We start from the raw sequence: 15,394 nt of genomic DNA, 5'->3' as shown, positions 1-15,394 counted from the left end.
CGTGACGTCGCGCAGGTCGAGGTGCTCGATCAGCGCGGCGAGGTCGTCGGCGTAGGTGTCCATCTCGTTCCCGGTCCACGTCTGGGTGGACCGGCCGTGCCCGCGCCGGTCGTGCGCGATGGCCCGGTAACCGTTGTTCGCGAGGAACAGCTGCTGGGCCTCCCAGCTGTCGGCGTTGAGCGGCCAGCCGTGGGACAGCACGACCGGGCGGCCGGCACCCCAGTCCTTGTAGAAGATCTGTGTGTCGTCGGCGGTGGTGACGGAGGGCATGACGGTGTCCTTTCGGAGGAGGATTCGGGCGTCGCTCAGGAGCGCTGGCCGGCGGACGCCCGGGCGGCGAGCGCGATGAGCTCGGCGGCCAGCCGCGGCTGCGACATCATGGCCACGTGCGACGAACGGGCCTCCACGACGCGGGATCCGGCCCGCTGCGCCATGAACCGCTGCGCGGCGGCGGGAATGAGGTTGTCGTCGCGGGCGACGAGGTACCACGAGGGGATCTGCTTCCACGCCGGCGCGCCGGAGGTCTCCCGCAGGGTGTGCACGTCGCCGGGGCGCTGCGTGGCGGCCATGATCGCGGTGGTGGCGCGGGGCAGGTCGCCGGCGAAGATGTCGCGGAACACGTCGGCCTTGACGTAACCGTCGGCGCTGTACGTGCCGTCCGGCAGCGGATAGGGCCGGATGTCCAGCTGGGGCTCGCCGAGCTTGGTGCCGGGGAACTTCGTCTGCAGCCCCTCCACGGTGTCGCCGGCGTCCGGTGCGAACGCGGCGATGTAGACGAGGGCCTTCACGTTGGCGTTGTCCGTGGCGGCGTTGGTGATGACGACGCCGCCGTAGGAGTGCCCGACCAGCACGATCGGGCCGGTGATCGTGGCCAGGATGCTGGCCAGGTAGGCCGAGTCGCCGGCGACACCGCGTAGCGGGTTGGCCGGTGCGAGGACCGGGTAGCCGTCGCGGGTCAGCCGGGCGATGACGTCGTTCCAGCCGGACGCGTCGGCGAACGCGCCGTGCACGAGCACGACGGTCGGACGTGCCGGCGTGCTCGACGACGGAGCGGCCGATGGGGCGGCCGACGCGGCGGTGGGTGTGAACACTGAGGGCGCGAAGGTGAGCGTGGCGGCGCCGAGGGCGCCGGTCAGCACGGTGCGGCGGCGGTGCGTGCCGCCACGAGATGATGTCTGCAACGTGGGTCTCCCGTTCCGTCACGCGCCCGGGACGGGTGTCGCGGGCTGCGGTGTGGCATGACGGTATGGAGCCGGCGGATGGGAAGCTCTGAACGAAAACTGAACGGCGTCCGCTCGCCGTCCGGCCAGCGCAACGGCCGGAGGCGGGAGGCCGGGTCAGCGTCGGTGCACGGTGACGTGGTCCGAGTGGCCGGGATCGATCGCGGCGAGCTTGCGGCGCAGCTGCTCGGCGTCCGGGTTACCGGTCAGCTCCATGATCGTGAGGGCCTGTCGCCAATGCTCACGCGCTTCGGCGGAGGCGCCCGCGGCGTGGTGGTTGTCGCCGAGGCGGTGCAGGACGTTGGCCTCTTCGAGCCGGACACCCTGGTTGCGACGTATCTGTAACGCGACCAGGTAGTACTCGTTGGCGCGCGTGAAGTCACCGAGCTTGTGGTGTGCGTGACCCAGAGTGTCCGAGGTAGAGGCGATGCCCTCTTCCTGGCCGAGCTCGCGGTAGAGCGCCAGTGCTCGCTCGGCGTGGTCGATGGCCAGCGCAGGATCGCCGTTCAGGACGTGGATCCAGGCCACATGGTTGAGTGACGTGGCTACGGTGGCCTTGTGTCCGGCAGCGCTGGCATGGGCCAACGCGTCGGTCGCGTGCACGAGCGCCTCGGCGAAGTTGTCACGCTGGGCACAGAGGTACGACAGATGCCACGAGATGCGCGCCTGCCCGATTCCGTCGCCGAGCGAGCCGAACAGCGCGCGGGCATTCACGAGGTGCGTCTCGGCGTCTTCGTGCAGGCCCAGCTCGGTCAGGACGAGACCGAGCTCGGTGGAGATCTGTGCGCGGATGTCCGTGCCTGCGACATCCGCGCTCGCCGTCAACGCGTCCTCCAGCACAGTGCGCATGTCGTCCCAGTGACCCAACCGGTGCAGAAACGGGGAGATGCTCCACGCCATGTGGCAGGCGTGATCGGCGAGGCCGAGCACCGTCGCTTCGCGAACGGCGGCAAGCAGCGTGAGTCGTTCGGCGGTGAACCACGCGCCGGCCGTGTCGCGGTCGGCAGGGCCTTCGACCGGTGGAGGTTGCCGGTCGACCTCGATCGAATTGCGGTTGGGGTAGTAGCGGCGCTCGGCACCGAGCGCGGTGAGACGGTAGTACTCGAGCAGCCGGTGCAGGGCAGCCTGACGTTCACCGTCGGGGCCCTCGGCAGCCAGCTCGGCGGCGAACACCGCGAGCAGGTCGTGCACGACGTATCGGTCCGGCGCCGACCGGCTGACCAGATTCGCCTGCAGCAGCTCGCCCAGCAGCGGCCGCACCTGGCGGATCGGCACACCGGCGAGGCTCGCCGCCGCCGCAACGCCGATGTCCGGCCCGATCCGAGCCGCGCCGAGCAGCCGGAACAGTCGCGCGGCCGCATCGCCGAGGGCGTGATACGACCAGGAGAACACCGCACGGACGTCGGTCAACGCCTCGGCCCCGACGAAGCCGTCAAGTCCATCGTCGGTCGCGGCGAGCTCGGTGACGACGGCCCGCAGACCGAGGGTCGGGTCGGTCGCCGCCCGCGCCGCCACCACGGCCAACGCGAGGGGCAGGCCGCCGCAGTGACGAATGACCGCCGCGGTCGCCACCGGCTCGGCGTCGACGCGCTCACGGCCGATGCGGTCCGCCAACAGCTCAAGGGCGTCCTCATCGGACAGCGTCTGCAGCGGCAACGGATGAGCGCCGTTCGTCACGACCAGACCGGACAGCATGGTCCGGCTCGTCACGACGGTCAGGCAGCTGCGGCTGCCGGGCAGCAGCAGCCGGGCATGCTCGGCGTCGCGCGCATTGTCGATGACCACGAGGACGCGCCGCTCGGCGAGCAGGCTGCGATACAGCGCGACCACGCCGTCCAACGTCCGCGGCACCTCCGCCGCGGTGACCCCGAACGCCTCGAGGAAGCCGCGCAACGCATCCGACGGATCGACCACCGCATTGTCGGGGTCGAAACCGCGCAGGTTGACGAACAGCTGGCCATCGGGATAACGGTCCGCGACCTCATGAGCCAGGTGCACCGCCAGCGCGGTCTTGCCCACCCCGGCCATCCCGACCACCGTGATGAGCGGCCGCACCGCACCACCGTCGGGCTTCACCGCCGTCGACGCCGCCAGCTCGGCGACCCGGCCGGTGAACGACGGCAGGTCGGCCGGCAACTGCGCCGGTCGGACCGCTGATGCCGCCGGCGCGAGCGGCACGACGGCCGCCGGCTGGAGCACCTGACGATGGGCCGCCGCCAACTCCTCACCCGGGTCGACCCCGAGCTCGTCGGCCAGCGTCCGGCGCACCAACTCGAACCGTTCCAGCGCCTGTGACTGCCGGCCCGCCGCCGCCAGCAGCAGCATCAACCTCGCCTGCACCGACTCGTCAAGCACGTCACGCTCGGCGATCGTGTGGATGGCGCCGAGCAGCTCCGACGCCATCCCAGCGGACAGCGCCGCCTCGGCCGCACCGCGGGCCACCTCGAGACACTCCCGCTCAAGCTCCCGGAACACCGCGTGTGAACGCACCGCCGCGTCGACGTTGCCCGCGATCGGCCCCGTCCACAGGTGCAGCGCCTCTCGATAGGCCGCCACCGCGGACACGGCACTCGTCGAGGACCGCGCCTCGCCGGCCAACCGACGGAACTCAAGCAGGTCAACCCGCCCCTGCAAGCCGTTGATCTGGTACCCGCCGCTGCCCTGCACCAGCCAGTGACCGCTGTCCCGCGCCGGCAGGCCGGGCTCCAACAGCCGGCGCAGCGTCCGCACGTGCACGTGCACCGCGTTCGCCGCCGCGTCCGGCGCTGACGGGCCCCAGACGACGTCCACGATGTCTGCCAGGCTCACCGGCCGACCCACCCGGCTCAACAGCAGCGCCAATACCGCTCGCGCCTGTGGCGGACGCAGCGCGATCTCCGCCTCGTCCCGCCATCCCCGAACCGGTCCGAGCACCGTCAGACGAACCTGCCCGCTCACCTTCGCACCTTCGAAATCCCGCCCAGAGCGCCCACCCCCGCACGACACATCGACGCGAGCGGCCCTACCGCGAGGGCCCGGCCCGCCGCCGAACAGTGTCGCACCGACACGGGCATGCGTCTTCGAGTGCCCACCTGCAGTAGATCATCAAGCCGGGCGACCAAGGTACTGGCGCAAAGGGCTCGTTTCGACCACCCATTCAGGCAGAACGACCCGGGCGCCGCTTCAGCTGTCGGAAGCGGCGATCGCCTCGCCCCCGACGATCGATGCCCGGCCTTCGATGTGCCGGTCCTCTAGACTGTCGCGGTGTTCACGCTTGAGCAGATCACTGACATACACGACCGCCTGGGCAGCAGGCAGACGTTGGGCGGCTATCTGCGGGCGCTGCGGGACATCGGTGTCGAGACGTATGACTCGTATGTGACCGACGGGCACTCCGAATACTTCGGTGCGGACGGGCAGCGGCTGGTCGGCCCGGCGTTCCACGAGACGTTCGCCATCGCCGAGACCTGCGACAAGGAGCAGTTCCTCCAGTACATGCAGCGGGTCGAGCAGGGCGGCGTCGGCTACGTGGAAATGTCGAAAGCGATGGCCGACCACGGCGTTGAGAAGTGGACGTTTGACACGCAACGGTTGACCATCACGTATTTCGACAGCGCCGGAACGGTATTGCTGGGCGAAAACGTCGATTAGGCGGCGCGCGCCGGCCAGGCCCGGTCAGAGGCGGTCCACGGAGCCGGCGCCGCGGCGGAGTGCCGCGGCGGCCGGCAGGACCGTGCTGAGCAGGGCCAGCACGGCGGCCACGGCCGTGACGGTGAGGATGGTCGGGTAGGGCACCACCAGGGGAGTGGGGCCGAACAGCCGGATCAGGGCGATCCACAACCCGCCCAGGTTCAGCGCCGAGGCGAGCACCGCCAGGATCACGCCGATGCCGACCACCAGCGCGGACTCGGCCGCGAACACGGTCAGGACCTGCCGGCGGGTGGCTCCGCCGCGGCGCAGGAGAGCCAGGTCGCGACGGCGCTCGGCGGTTGCCATGAGCAGGGTGTTGACGATCGCGATGCAGCAGAACAGCACGACGATGCCGGCGACGGACTTCTGCCGGACCGCGGTCAGGTGCCGGGAGAACGCGCGCTCCGAGGCGGTCAGCTCGGCGCCGGTCCGCACCGTCGCGCCGGTCCCGGCCACGGCACTGCGCACCGCCTCGACGGCGGCCGTGTGGTCGGTGCCGGGGGCGAAGCTGAGGTAGGCGCGCCGGGCCAGGCCGTCGCGGGCGAACTGCGCGGTGCCGGCGAACCGGGACGGCAGATACGCGACGTCCTCGCCGCGCCGCGCGTGGTAGACCGCGGCGACGGTGAGCTCGGCGGTGGTCCCGTCGGCCAGCAGCACGTCCATCCGCGAGCCGAGGTCGAGGTGCCACCCGTCCGGCACGACGACGGTCCGGTCGTCGAGGCCGGTGAGGGAGCCCGCGGTGACGTCGAGCCGGTACACGTCCGACAGCGACGAAGGGTCGACGACCAGGGCGTCGTTCTCCTCCAGAAACTCCTCGTCGCGGGTGTAGACGGTGGTGAGGATCGGCGCCACGACGCGGACCCCCGGCACCGCCGCGACCTTGGCGATCGCGGCCTGGCTGAGGCCGGGCGTGCCGTCGGGCGTGAGCACGTATTCGGCGCTGGTCTGGTTGCGCAGGCCCTGGTCGCGGGCCTCGTTGACGGAGTCGGCGGCGCCGAGGACGGACAGTGACAGGCCCACGGTGAGCAGGATCGGCGCGGCGGTGGCCGCGGTGCGCCGCCGGGCGTTGAGCGCGCCGGCCCGCACCAGGACGGCCGTCGCGCCCCTGGTGCGGGTGAAGGGCCAGGTCAGCAGGCGGGTCAGCGGGCCGACGGCGACCGGGGCGAGCAGGGCCGTGGCGAGCACCGGGGCGAGCAGCGTCGGCACGTAGCTGTTGGGGACGAGCACCGTGCCGGGTGCGCCGAACGCGGTCCAGCCGACCAGGCCCAGCCCGGTCAGCAGGCCGGCGCCGCCGAGCAGCCAGCGGCCCGGGGTCATGCCGGAGTCGTCGACCGCGGCTTCGCGCAGCGCCTCGATCGGGCGGACCCGGCCGGCCCGCCACGCCGCGGTGGCCGCGCCGCCGAGGGAGACGATGACGCCCGTCAGCAACGCGATCGCCAGGGGCACCAGCACCGCGGGCGTGAGCGCCGGCCGGACGTCGAACCATGGCGGGGAGATCCCGAGGCCGATCAGCCAGCGGGTGAGCAGCCGCGCCCCGCCGAGGCCGAGCACCACGCCGGCCGCGGAGCCGAGCGTGCCGACCAGCGCGGCCTCGGTCAGCACCATCCGCCGCACCTGGCGGGGCGTGGTGCCGACCGCCCGCAGCAGCGCCACCTCACGCCGCCGTTGCACCACCGCGAAGGCGAACGTGGAGGCGACCACGAAGATCGCGGTCGTGCCGGCCACGCTGGCCATGATCGGCAGCAGGGTCACCGTGTCGTCGAGCGCCCTGCGGTCGCGGGCCTCGCTGGCGTCGGCGTGGTGGCGGGCCTGACCGGTGAGGACGGTGGCGTCCGTGCCGGCCACGGCGGCCCGCACCGCCTCGACGGGACCCAGTGCGACCAGCGCGTTGATCCGCGGCGACAGCCGGGCCGCCTCGGCGTCGGTAAAGAACACCGCGTGCTCGTAGCCGGTCGAGGTCGCGACCCCGGCGACCGTGTACGTGCCGATCTCGGTCGCGGTGAACACCGTGACCCGCGTGCCGAGCGAAGCCGGGCCGGTGACGACGATGTCGCGGTCGCCGGCCGGTTCGTGCCCGGCGGTCAGGTGGTACCCGCCGAAACGCGCCACCGACCAGGCGTGCCCGACCTGGTCCGCCGGGCCGCCGGACACCTGGGCGTAGAAGGCGCGGTCGGCGACGACGGGGCCGGTGGCGGAGACCTTCGCCAGGAGCTCCGGGGTGACGCCCACGGCGGCGGCGCGGGACCGGACGCCGAGGTCGTGCCGGGCCGGGTCCCAGTCCGGGTCGTCGGGGTGGACCACGGCGGGCGCCTGGGCGAACCGTTCGGCGGGCCGGTCCGGCAGGTGCAGCATCGCGCCGAGCAGCAGCCCCATCGCGGCCACCTGCGCGACGCCGAGGACCAGGGCGACGACGGTGCCGAGGAACGACACCCACCGCATCCGCAGCGTCTGCACCGCCACCGCGATCATGCCGCCACCGCGATGCCGGTGAGCCGGGCCGCGACCGCGGCCGGGGTGGGGTCGCTCAGCTCGCCGACCAGGCGGCCGTCGGCGAGGAACACGACCCGGTGCGCGTACGCCGCGACCACCGGATCGTGGGTGACCATCACGATCGTGGCCAGCCCACCAGCGCCGCCGGCGCCCCGGTCGACCAGGGACCGCAGCATCCGCAGCAGGTCGTGGCTGGTGGCGGTGTCCAGCGCGCCGGTCGGCTCGTCGGCGAACAGCACCGCCGGCCGGGTCACCAGGGCCCTGGCGACCGCGACCCGCTGCTGCTGGCCGCCGGACAGCTCCGGCGGCCGGTGCCGGGCCCGCCCGTCCAGGCCCACCTCGGCCAGGGCGCGGCGCACCACCGCCGGGTCGGGTCTGCGGCCGGCCAAGCGCAGCGGCAGCGCCACGTTCTGCTCGGCGGTCAGCGACGGCATCAGGTTGAACGCCTGGAACACGAAGCCGACCCGGTCGCGGCGCAGCAGGGTCAGCTGGTCCTCGCTGAGGCCGCTCAGGTCGGTGCCGTCGATCAGCACCCGGCCCGAGGTGGGCGCGTCCAGGCCGGCGGCGCACTGCAGCAGCGTCGACTTGCCCGAGCCGGACGGGCCCATGACGGCGGTGAAGGTGCCGGTCGGAAACGACAGGCTCACCTCGCGCAGGGCCGTGACGGCACGGTCGCCCGCGCCGTAGGTCCTGCTGAGTGCTTCCAGGCGTACGGCGTCGTTCATGAGGTTCCCCCGTCAGTCGGTGTAGCGGATGTGGACCGATCCGGCGCCGGTCCGCGCGTTCACGGTCGAGGTCGCGGCGGGGTCGTCGGTGACCGCCACGTCCGGGCTGCCGTTGTCGACCTGCGTGTGCACCCGGTACGAGCCGCGGGGGAGCGCGAGGTCGATGTCGCCGGCGTCGGCGGCCGCGGTGACCGTGTCCGGCACGGCGGCGAAGCTGAGGTTGAGGTCGCCGGAGTCGACCCGGGCCTGCACGGTGGGGCATCGCAGGCCGGAGCCGTGCACGCTGCCCGCGTCGGAGGTCAGCGACAGGGTGCCGCCGAGGTTGTCCGCGGTCACGTCGCCAGCGGCGCTGCGCAGCGTGACCACGCCGGTGAGGTCGGCGGCCCGGACGTCGCCGCCGTCGGTGCGCACCTCGACGGTCATCGCGGCCGGCACGCGCAGCACGAAGTCGACGGCGCACCGGCCGTGGCAGGTGCCGACCACCTTCAAGGTGCCGCCCTGAACCGTGACGGCCGCCGTCGGCCCGCGGAGGGAGGACCAGGCGAGGTGGCTGTCCACCGTCACCTGGCCGTCGGGGCCGGGCAGCACGGTGACCGTGCCGTCGCCGGTCTGGACGGTCACCCGGGCCGGCGTGCCCCGGTGCTCGAAGTGCCGGTCGCCGGTGTGCGCGGGGGCGAGGAAGGTCCAGGCCACCACGCCCGCGACCAGCAGGACGGCGACCGATGCCACGGCGCCCACGATCCGCCAGGCGGTGCTCACGATGCGCTCCTAGTCAGGATCGGAGGAACTGCAGGACGGCCAGGACGCGACGGTGGTCGTTGTCGACCGCCGCGAGGTTGAGCTTGGTGAAGATGCTGTTCACGTGCTTGGCCACCGCGCTCAGGCTGATCCCCAGCCCGGCCGCGACGCCGGCGTTGGACCGGCCCTGTGCCATCAGCGACAGCACCTCGGTCTCCCGGCCGGTGAGCCGTTCGAGGGGGCGGGCCCGGTGGCGCACCAGCAGCTGGGCGACGACTTCGGGGTCGAGGACCGCACCGCCCGCGGCGACCCGGCGCAGCGCGTCGACGAACTCGGCCACGTCGGCGACCCGGTCCTTGAGCAGGTACCCGACCCGGTTGACCGGACCGGACAGCAGGTCGGCGGCGTACCGCTCCTCGACGTACTGGGAGAGCACCAGCACCCCGACCTCCGGCCACCGCCGGCGGATGGTGAGCGCGGCGCGCAGCCCCTCGTCGGTGAAGCCCGGCGGCATCCGCACGTCGATCACCGCGATGTCCGGCGGCTCGGCGGCGACGGCGTCGATCAGCGCCTCGGCGTCGGCGACCGCGGCCACCACCTGCTCGCCGGCGGACTCCAGCAACCGCACCAGTCCCTCGCGGAGCAGGACGGAATCCTCTGCGATCACCACACGCACGGCAGCACCACCACAATCGTCGTCGGCCCGCCTTCGGGGCTGTCCACGGTCAGGGTTCCATCGACCGAGGAGACCCGTTGGGCGAGACCCCGCAGGCCGGTGCCCCGCTCGGGCCGGGCCCCGCCGACGCCGTCGTCGGTGATCACGATCCGTAGCTCCGGCCGCTCGGGTACCAGTCGCACGTCCACGCCGGCCCGGGTCGCGGACGCGTGCTTGGCCACGTTCGCGAGCGACTCGGCGACCACGAAGTACGCCACCGCCTCGACCGCGACCGGCGGCCGCCGGGGCAGGTCGGCGTGCAGCCGGGTGGGCACCGGCGAACCGGCCACGATCCCGGACAGCGCCGCGTCCAGACCACGGTCGTCCAGGACCGCCGGGAACAGGCCGCGCACGATGTGCCGCAGCTCCGTCAGCGCCTGTTTCGCGTCGTCGTGCGCACGGACGATCGCCTCCCGCAGCGGCTCCGGCAGGCCGTCGCCGCCGGCGCGGGCGATGCCCAGGTTCATGGCCAGCGAGACGAGACGCTGCTGCATGCCGTCGTGCAGGTCCCGCTCGATCCGGCGGCGCTCCGCGTCGGCCGCCGCCATCAGGTCCGCCCGGCTGCGCTCCACGGCGGCGACCCGCAGGGCGAGCTCGGCCCGCACGTCCGGGCCGAGCAGGGCGCGGGCGGCGACCAGGTCGGCCGCCGCCACGCCCCGGGCCAGCCAGGGCGCCGCGAACAGCAGCACCACCCCGATCGCCGGCTCCGAACCGACCCGGCCCAGCAGCGGCATCGCCAGCAGCAGCGCCCCCACGGCCCAGGCCAGCGCGACCAGCGCGGCACCGGCGCCGCCGACGGTCAGCGCGAACAGGTGATACGACAGCTGCCGCCACGTGGTCTCCGAGCTGACGTCGGCGGCCAGCCGCCGGGCCCAGCTGTCCTGCGGCGGCACCGTCGGCGCCGGGATGTGCTCGTCCAGCAACGCGGCGAACCGGGAGCGTTGCAGCGCGGCGAAGCCATGCACGCAGGACAGCAGCGTCAGCGCGGTGCCCAGCGCGAACACCACCGTGACCGACAGCACCGCGGTGAGGACCACCAGGGTCACCACGACCGACCCGGTGACCACGCCCACCACGCCGCCGACCAGCACGTGCCTGGTGACCCGCCAGGTGGCGCGGGACCAGGGCGCGTGGCTGCCGGTCAGGCGCCGCAGGCCGGTTGAGAAGATCACGGTTCGACCGTAGAGAAGCCGCGACCGGCCCACCAGGACATCAGCACCAGGTTGCGACCTGTACCTGGTGCCACCCCGTCAGTCTTCTCCGGTAGGGTTATGGGCGGTATTCGGGGGAGTTGTGTCAGTCGGCGTCACGCCCCCGAACCATATCGAGGCCACTTGATGGACGAGCACCGCACCTTGCCGGCCCACAACTTCGCGTCGGCCGCGGTCCAGTGAGGACCACCGAGCAAGCGGCGGCGGCGCCGACAACGGCCCGGCCGCGGGAGCGCTACATCGACGTGTGGCGGGCCGCCGCGGTGCTGCGGATCGTGGTGTACCACGGCAGCGGCCTGGCCTGGTTGACCCTGCTGTTCCCGGCGATGGGCCTGATGTTCGCCCTCGCGGGTTCGCTGACCGCGCGGTCGCTGGACCGGTCGCCGTCGCGGGTCGTGCGGGGACGGCTGCGCAGACTGCTACCACCGCTGTGGGCGTACGGGGCCATCATGCTGCCGTTGACGTTCCGCGACGGCTGGGGACCGTTCCTCGACGAGCCACGCGAACGCATCGACCTGCTGTGGTGGATCGTGCCGGTCGAATGGCCACCGCCCGGGGGTGCGGAGTGGGGCTGGATGGTCACCGCCGTGCTGTGGTATCTCGTCGCGTACCTGTGGTTCGTCGTGCTGGCTCCGGTGACCCTGCGAATCTTCCGTGGCTGGCCGGTCCCGACGCTGCTCGTCGCGCTGGCCGCGCCGGTCATACTGCACTTCGAGCTGATCACCGTCGGTGGTTCGTTCGAGTCGCTGGCGCGGGACCTGTCCACGTACTTCGCCTGCTGGATCGTCGGTTACGCCCACCGCGACCGGCTGCTGCACCGCATCCCGGGGCCGGTCTTCGCCGCCGGCGTGCTGATCCTGGCCGGCGCCGCGACGGTCTGGCTGTTCCGCCACGGCGGCGGGCGCGCCGACTTCGACCTCAACCATCACCCCGTCGCCAACGCCTGGTGGTCCACCGCGTTCGTCGCCACGGTGCTGCGCTGCGACCAGCCGCTGCACTGGCTGCGGCCCGGGAGCCGGCTCGACCGGGCCGTCGCCGTGATCAACGCCCGGGCGGTCACCGTCTACCTCTGGCACTTCCCGATGCTCGGGCTGGCGCAGCACCTGCTGGACGGCGCGAACTTCGGCGACTGGACCCGCCGGGCCCTGACCACCGGCGTCGTCGCCGCCGCGACCTGCGTGCCGGTGCTGGCGCTGGGCTGGGTCGAGGACCTCGCCGCCCGGCGGCGGCCCAGCATCGTGCCGCCGGCGCTGAAGAAGCCAGTCGACGCCGGCCCATCGCCGGCGTTGCTGAAACCGGCCGGCGCAGGACGGCCCGATCAGTGGGCCCGGCGGACCCTCGCCCTGTTCGGTGTCACCGCGGTCGCGGTCGTCGTCGTCACCGGCGGCTGGACCGGCGACAGCACCTCCGGCAGCTCCGGGCACTCCGGCGACAGCGACCGGCAGCCGGTCCACGAGCAGGAGGACTTCGTCAGCGACCTGCCCTACACCGCCCTGCGCAACGGACTCGGCCCGATCGAGCGGGACCGCACCAACGGCACCGCGGACCCCGACGACGGCGACCCGATCGTCCTGGCCGGTGTCTCCTACGACCACGGTCTCGGAGTCAGCACCCCCAGCGCGGTCCGGCTCTACCCGCGGCCGGGATGCCTGCGCTTCACCGCGATCGTCGGCATCGACCCAACCGGCGACGGCGGCACCGCCACGTTCCAGATCATCGCCGACGACACGAGCATCGCCATGATCGGGCCGCTGGAGCCCGGCCAGACCAGCGACGTCGCCGTCGACATCACCGGCGCGACCCGCCTCGACCTGATCGTGGAGGACGACCAGGGATCCGTCAGCGCCGTCTGGGCCGACGCGAAACTCGTCTGCTCCCAGTGACCGGTCGGAGAATTGCCGATTGATTGATCGGCTGTTCGTGTCCCGCCGTTCACTGGATGGTTCGGTTCCTCGGGCGACTGCTAAGCAGAGCGGGAGCCACGGATCCGGACCTGAAGGCGGGCGATGGCGATGGCGGACTGGGACCCGTTCACCACGGAGGTCGGGCGTGGTTACGACGCCCACGGCCGACAGATAGCGTCCATCCGGTCACCGGAACCGTCGCCACTCGGATGGGTGCTCATCGTGCTCGGGTTGCTGGTGGTGTGCGGTGGTTGCGTGTGCTCCTGGCTGGCGACCGGCACTCAGGAACTGGGCCAGATCGGCTACCCGCACCCGAAACGCCCCGACGCGTCGAACCCGCTCCAGGACGACATTGTCGCCGAAAACCTCACGCCGGAGGAATATCAACGACTCTGGGCGATCGTCATGGGCTGTTCGGTCGGACTCGCAATTCTCGTCGCTACGATCTCGATAATGGCCATGATCCTGCGGGACCGCAGTTTGGGCCGTCGAATGGTGCCCCCGGGCGCCGTCAGAGCGGGCAGCGGACTGGCGATGGGTGCACTCGTCGCCGGTATTCTCTCGACGGTGATATGCGTGCTGCCATACGTGAGTCTGCCGTTGGCCGCATTCGGACTGGTCCTCGGCATCGCCGCCACGCGGTGGGCCGGTCAGGGCCGATCGGGAGGTCTCGGCCTCGCCATCGCGGCAATCTCGACCAGCGCCTACGGCATTGTTCAAACGGGCATCCTGCTCGCCTACTACACCTACGTGATCTTCGGTACGCCCGTGTGAAACGGTGCCGTGCCGCCATTCGCCAGCGGCGGGCAGCAGCGAACACGGGGGGTCGCTACCGTGCAGCTGTGGATCTGAGTGTGCTGCAGGATGCCGCCCACAGGTACCGGTTGGCGGCCACGGCGGCGGGTGTCGCCTGGCCGGAACGCGCCGACGGGCAGGGCGTGCCGCTGCCGGACCTGGATCTGGTCCACCGCCTCTTCGACGTCGACCATGTCCCGGAACAGCTGACCTGGCTGCTGTCGCAGGGATGGGACCGCGGCATGCTGTTCCCCGGCGGCGGCATGCTGGAGCCGTGGCCGACCCGGCAGACCGCACGCGCGTCGCTCGACCTGTTGTCCGCGTCGATCGGCACCCCGTTTCACTGGCGGCACCAGATCCCACTGTTCTTCTTCTCCACACACGTGTACACGTTCGTGCTCGAAGGCACCCACGAGGGCGAGATCTGGCGCTACCTGGGCGGTCCTGACGCCTGGGACCCGGTTCGGGCCGCTCCCAGCCTGACCGCACTGCTCACCGAATGGACCAAGGGCATCGCAGCCGGGGTGGTCTACTACTCCGACGTCACCAGGTTCCTGCTCGTCGGTGACCCCACCGCCCGCGAGACGTTCGACGACCTGTGGCGCCGATTTCCCGACATCGACCCGTTCGCGTTCTCGGATGACATACCCGCGCCGCTGCTCCGCGAACGGCAACGCGCATCCGGCGTCGATCTGGACTGCGTCGATCGGGGCTTCGAGTGCTGGGAGGAGTTGCTGGACGACATCGACGCGGTCCAGGCTTCCCTCGGCCTGTGACCGTCGCCGTTGTTCAACTGCCGGAGCGGATGACTTCGTCGGCGTGCGCCGGCCGTGAGGTCCGTAGCGCGATCGCGATGTACGGGGCCAGCAGGATCGCAATGCTGCTGAACGGGTCGTTGAACGGCCACTGGTCCTGGCCGTCGGCGGGGCCCAGCCCGATGCAGGCCAGGACCACCACCCACGCGGCGGGGACGGCGAACCACAAGGGCCGGGACGCACCGACAAGGCGAGCGATCAGCGGTCCCACGATCGCGATCACCAGGGGCATGCAGGTGAGGGCATAGATCACGGGTCGGACGTCCGGCAGGCACGCGAGGTCGCTGTCGCACGGCGAGTCGTCGACCGGCGTGAACTTCGCAATGGCGACGACAACGGCTGCGGTGATCGTTGCGCTCGAGACGCCGATGGCCAGTCCCCGCGATATGGCCCACACGGGCCACCACGATGCCGATCGCGAGTGGCCGTTGTCGCTCATGGCCCGCACTGTGCCACGCTGGCGGCGTTCGGGTTGACCCTCGGGAGGCACCGCGCAACATCGCCACGAAACCTTCACGTCTCCGCCGTTGTCGGGCTCGTGACCGACGGATGGAGCGGTCGTGAATGTTGCGGTGGGGCGCCTGCCCAGGGTTCCGGCCACGCGCTGGACCGTGCCATGCTGCGGTGCAGAACGGTTGCGGAACGTCGCGGAAGGCGCACAGGAACCGATACTGGATCCGGACTGGCGTGCCATTTCCTGCGTTCGCAGTCCGCGTTTCCGCACGGCATGAAGGCGGATCGTACGAGCGGAACACCGATCGACGTGCACGCCGTAACCTCGGGCGATGGTCGCCGGCTGACGGACGCTGACCGGGAGGATTCCCGACAATGAACCCGCACGACGCGTCGCCGGACGTCCCGCATCAACCGGCGCTCCGCCGTACCAGCGTCGGCATCGTCGCCGTGGCGATGATGGCTGCGTTCGGGCTGAGCGCCTGCAAGAACCTGCCGACGGCCAGTGCCCGTCCGGAGCCGCCGGCCGGTGCAGGCACACCGTCCGCGCCGGCCAGCGGTCATCCGAGCGGCCCGGCCTGGACCTCAGCAGCGAAGCCTGCCCCGTCAGCGAAACCAGGTGCGCCGGGCGGGAGTGCGCAGGGTGGAAGCGCACAGGG

The 15,394-nt window shown here is 72.0% G+C and carries 13 protein-coding genes and 1 pseudogene; 5 read left to right on the top strand and 9 right to left on the bottom strand.

The window, feature by feature from the left end; translation table 11 throughout:
- The 3 genes from Dsi01nite_RS30825 to Dsi01nite_RS30815 all read right to left on the bottom strand — a co-directional run.
- A partial coding sequence (locus Dsi01nite_RS30825; protein WP_373318873.1) for an alpha/beta fold hydrolase occupies window positions 1–309 on the bottom strand: 309 nt, incomplete at its 3' end.
- Window positions 306–1,181 (bottom strand): alpha/beta fold hydrolase, encoded by an 876-nt coding sequence (locus Dsi01nite_RS30820; protein ID WP_239136297.1) that lies wholly within the window; start codon window positions 1,179–1,181, stop codon window positions 306–308. The genes Dsi01nite_RS30825 and Dsi01nite_RS30820, both read right to left, overlap by 4 nt.
- A 156-nt stretch (window positions 1,182–1,337) precedes the next feature.
- Window positions 1,338–4,205 carry an AfsR/SARP family transcriptional regulator gene (locus Dsi01nite_RS30815; RefSeq protein ID WP_203849817.1) on the bottom strand — a complete coding sequence of 956 codons (2,868 nt, stop codon included), beginning with the start codon at window positions 4,203–4,205 and terminating at the stop codon, window positions 1,338–1,340.
- Window positions 4,206–4,463: 258 nt separating this feature from the next.
- Between Dsi01nite_RS30815 and Dsi01nite_RS30810 the strand changes: the two genes are divergently transcribed.
- A complete protein-coding gene (locus Dsi01nite_RS30810) occupies window positions 4,464–4,850 on the top strand; it encodes a DUF1398 family protein (protein ID WP_203849816.1) in 387 nt (128 codons plus the stop codon).
- A gap of 24 nt (window positions 4,851–4,874) precedes the next feature.
- Here the strand turns inward: Dsi01nite_RS30810 and Dsi01nite_RS30805 are convergent, their stop codons facing one another.
- Genes Dsi01nite_RS30805 through Dsi01nite_RS30785 form a run of 5 tightly spaced genes read right to left on the bottom strand, consistent with a single transcriptional unit; the run spans window position 4,875 to window position 10,729 of the window.
- Window positions 4,875–7,358, bottom strand: a complete 2,484-nt coding sequence (locus Dsi01nite_RS30805; protein WP_203849815.1) for an ABC transporter permease — start codon at window positions 7,356–7,358, stop codon at window positions 4,875–4,877.
- Window positions 7,355–8,104, bottom strand: a complete 750-nt coding sequence (locus tag Dsi01nite_RS30800) for an ABC transporter ATP-binding protein (RefSeq protein WP_203849814.1) — start codon at window positions 8,102–8,104, stop codon at window positions 7,355–7,357. The genes Dsi01nite_RS30805 and Dsi01nite_RS30800 overlap by 4 nt, the downstream gene beginning before the upstream one ends.
- Before the next feature lie 12 nt (window positions 8,105–8,116).
- Window positions 8,117–8,863: a DUF4097 family beta strand repeat-containing protein gene (locus Dsi01nite_RS30795; protein ID WP_203849813.1), complete on the bottom strand. Its 747-nt coding sequence runs from the start codon at window positions 8,861–8,863 to the stop codon at window positions 8,117–8,119.
- A gap of 13 nt (window positions 8,864–8,876) precedes the next feature.
- Entirely contained in the window at window positions 8,877–9,518 is a 642-nt protein-coding gene (locus Dsi01nite_RS30790; RefSeq protein WP_203849812.1) for a response regulator transcription factor, read from the bottom strand.
- Window positions 9,506–10,729: a sensor histidine kinase gene (locus Dsi01nite_RS30785; protein ID WP_239136296.1), complete on the bottom strand. Its 1,224-nt coding sequence runs from the start codon at window positions 10,727–10,729 to the stop codon at window positions 9,506–9,508. The genes Dsi01nite_RS30790 and Dsi01nite_RS30785 overlap by 13 nt, the downstream gene beginning before the upstream one ends.
- Window positions 10,730–10,947: 218 nt before the next feature.
- Here Dsi01nite_RS30785 and Dsi01nite_RS30780 point away from each other — a divergent pair, with 218 nt between their 5' ends.
- The 3 genes from Dsi01nite_RS30780 (at window position 10,948) to Dsi01nite_RS30770 (ending at window position 14,243) form a co-directional block, all read left to right on the top strand.
- Window positions 10,948–12,651, top strand: coding sequence for an NPCBM/NEW2 domain-containing protein (locus Dsi01nite_RS30780; protein WP_203849811.1), 1,704 nt, complete (start codon window positions 10,948–10,950; stop codon window positions 12,649–12,651).
- A 234-nt stretch (window positions 12,652–12,885) separates the two neighbouring features.
- Window positions 12,886–13,446 carry a hypothetical protein gene (locus tag Dsi01nite_RS30775; protein WP_203849810.1) on the top strand — a complete coding sequence of 187 codons (561 nt, stop codon included), beginning with the start codon at window positions 12,886–12,888 and terminating at the stop codon, window positions 13,444–13,446.
- Between the two features lie 68 nt (window positions 13,447–13,514).
- A complete protein-coding gene (locus tag Dsi01nite_RS30770; RefSeq protein WP_203849809.1) occupies window positions 13,515–14,243 on the top strand; it encodes a hypothetical protein in 729 nt (242 codons plus the stop codon).
- Between the two features lie 13 nt (window positions 14,244–14,256).
- Here Dsi01nite_RS30770 and Dsi01nite_RS30765 read toward each other — a convergent pair whose 3' ends face one another.
- Window positions 14,257–14,721, bottom strand: coding sequence for a hypothetical protein (locus Dsi01nite_RS30765; RefSeq protein ID WP_203849808.1), 465 nt, complete (start codon window positions 14,719–14,721; stop codon window positions 14,257–14,259).
- A 389-nt stretch (window positions 14,722–15,110) separates the two neighbouring features.
- On the opposite strand from Dsi01nite_RS30765, the pseudogene Dsi01nite_RS30760 reads away from it, so the two are divergent.
- Window positions 15,111–15,394 (top strand): annotated as a pseudogene (locus tag Dsi01nite_RS30760) (hypothetical protein); the annotation flags it as partial.

The organism is Dactylosporangium siamense (assembly GCF_016862795.1).
GTDB lineage: Bacteria > Actinomycetota > Actinomycetes > Mycobacteriales > Micromonosporaceae > Dactylosporangium > Dactylosporangium siamense.
The sequence above is the reverse complement of the archived record's forward strand: the minus strand, read 5'-3'. Positions and strand labels throughout refer to the sequence as shown.

Bases quoted from the DNA above. Each gene is read 5' to 3' on its own strand.
- Dsi01nite_RS30805 (WP_203849815.1), bottom strand. From the start codon at position 7,358: ATGATCGCGGTGGCGGTGCAGACGCTGCGGATGCGGTGGGTGTCGTTC.
- Dsi01nite_RS30800 (WP_203849814.1), bottom strand. From the start codon at position 8,104: ATGAACGACGCCGTACGCCTGGAAGCACTCAGCAGGACCTACGGCGCG.
- Dsi01nite_RS30765 (WP_203849808.1), bottom strand. From the start codon at position 14,721: ATGAGCGACAACGGCCACTCGCGATCGGCATCGTGGTGGCCCGTGTGG.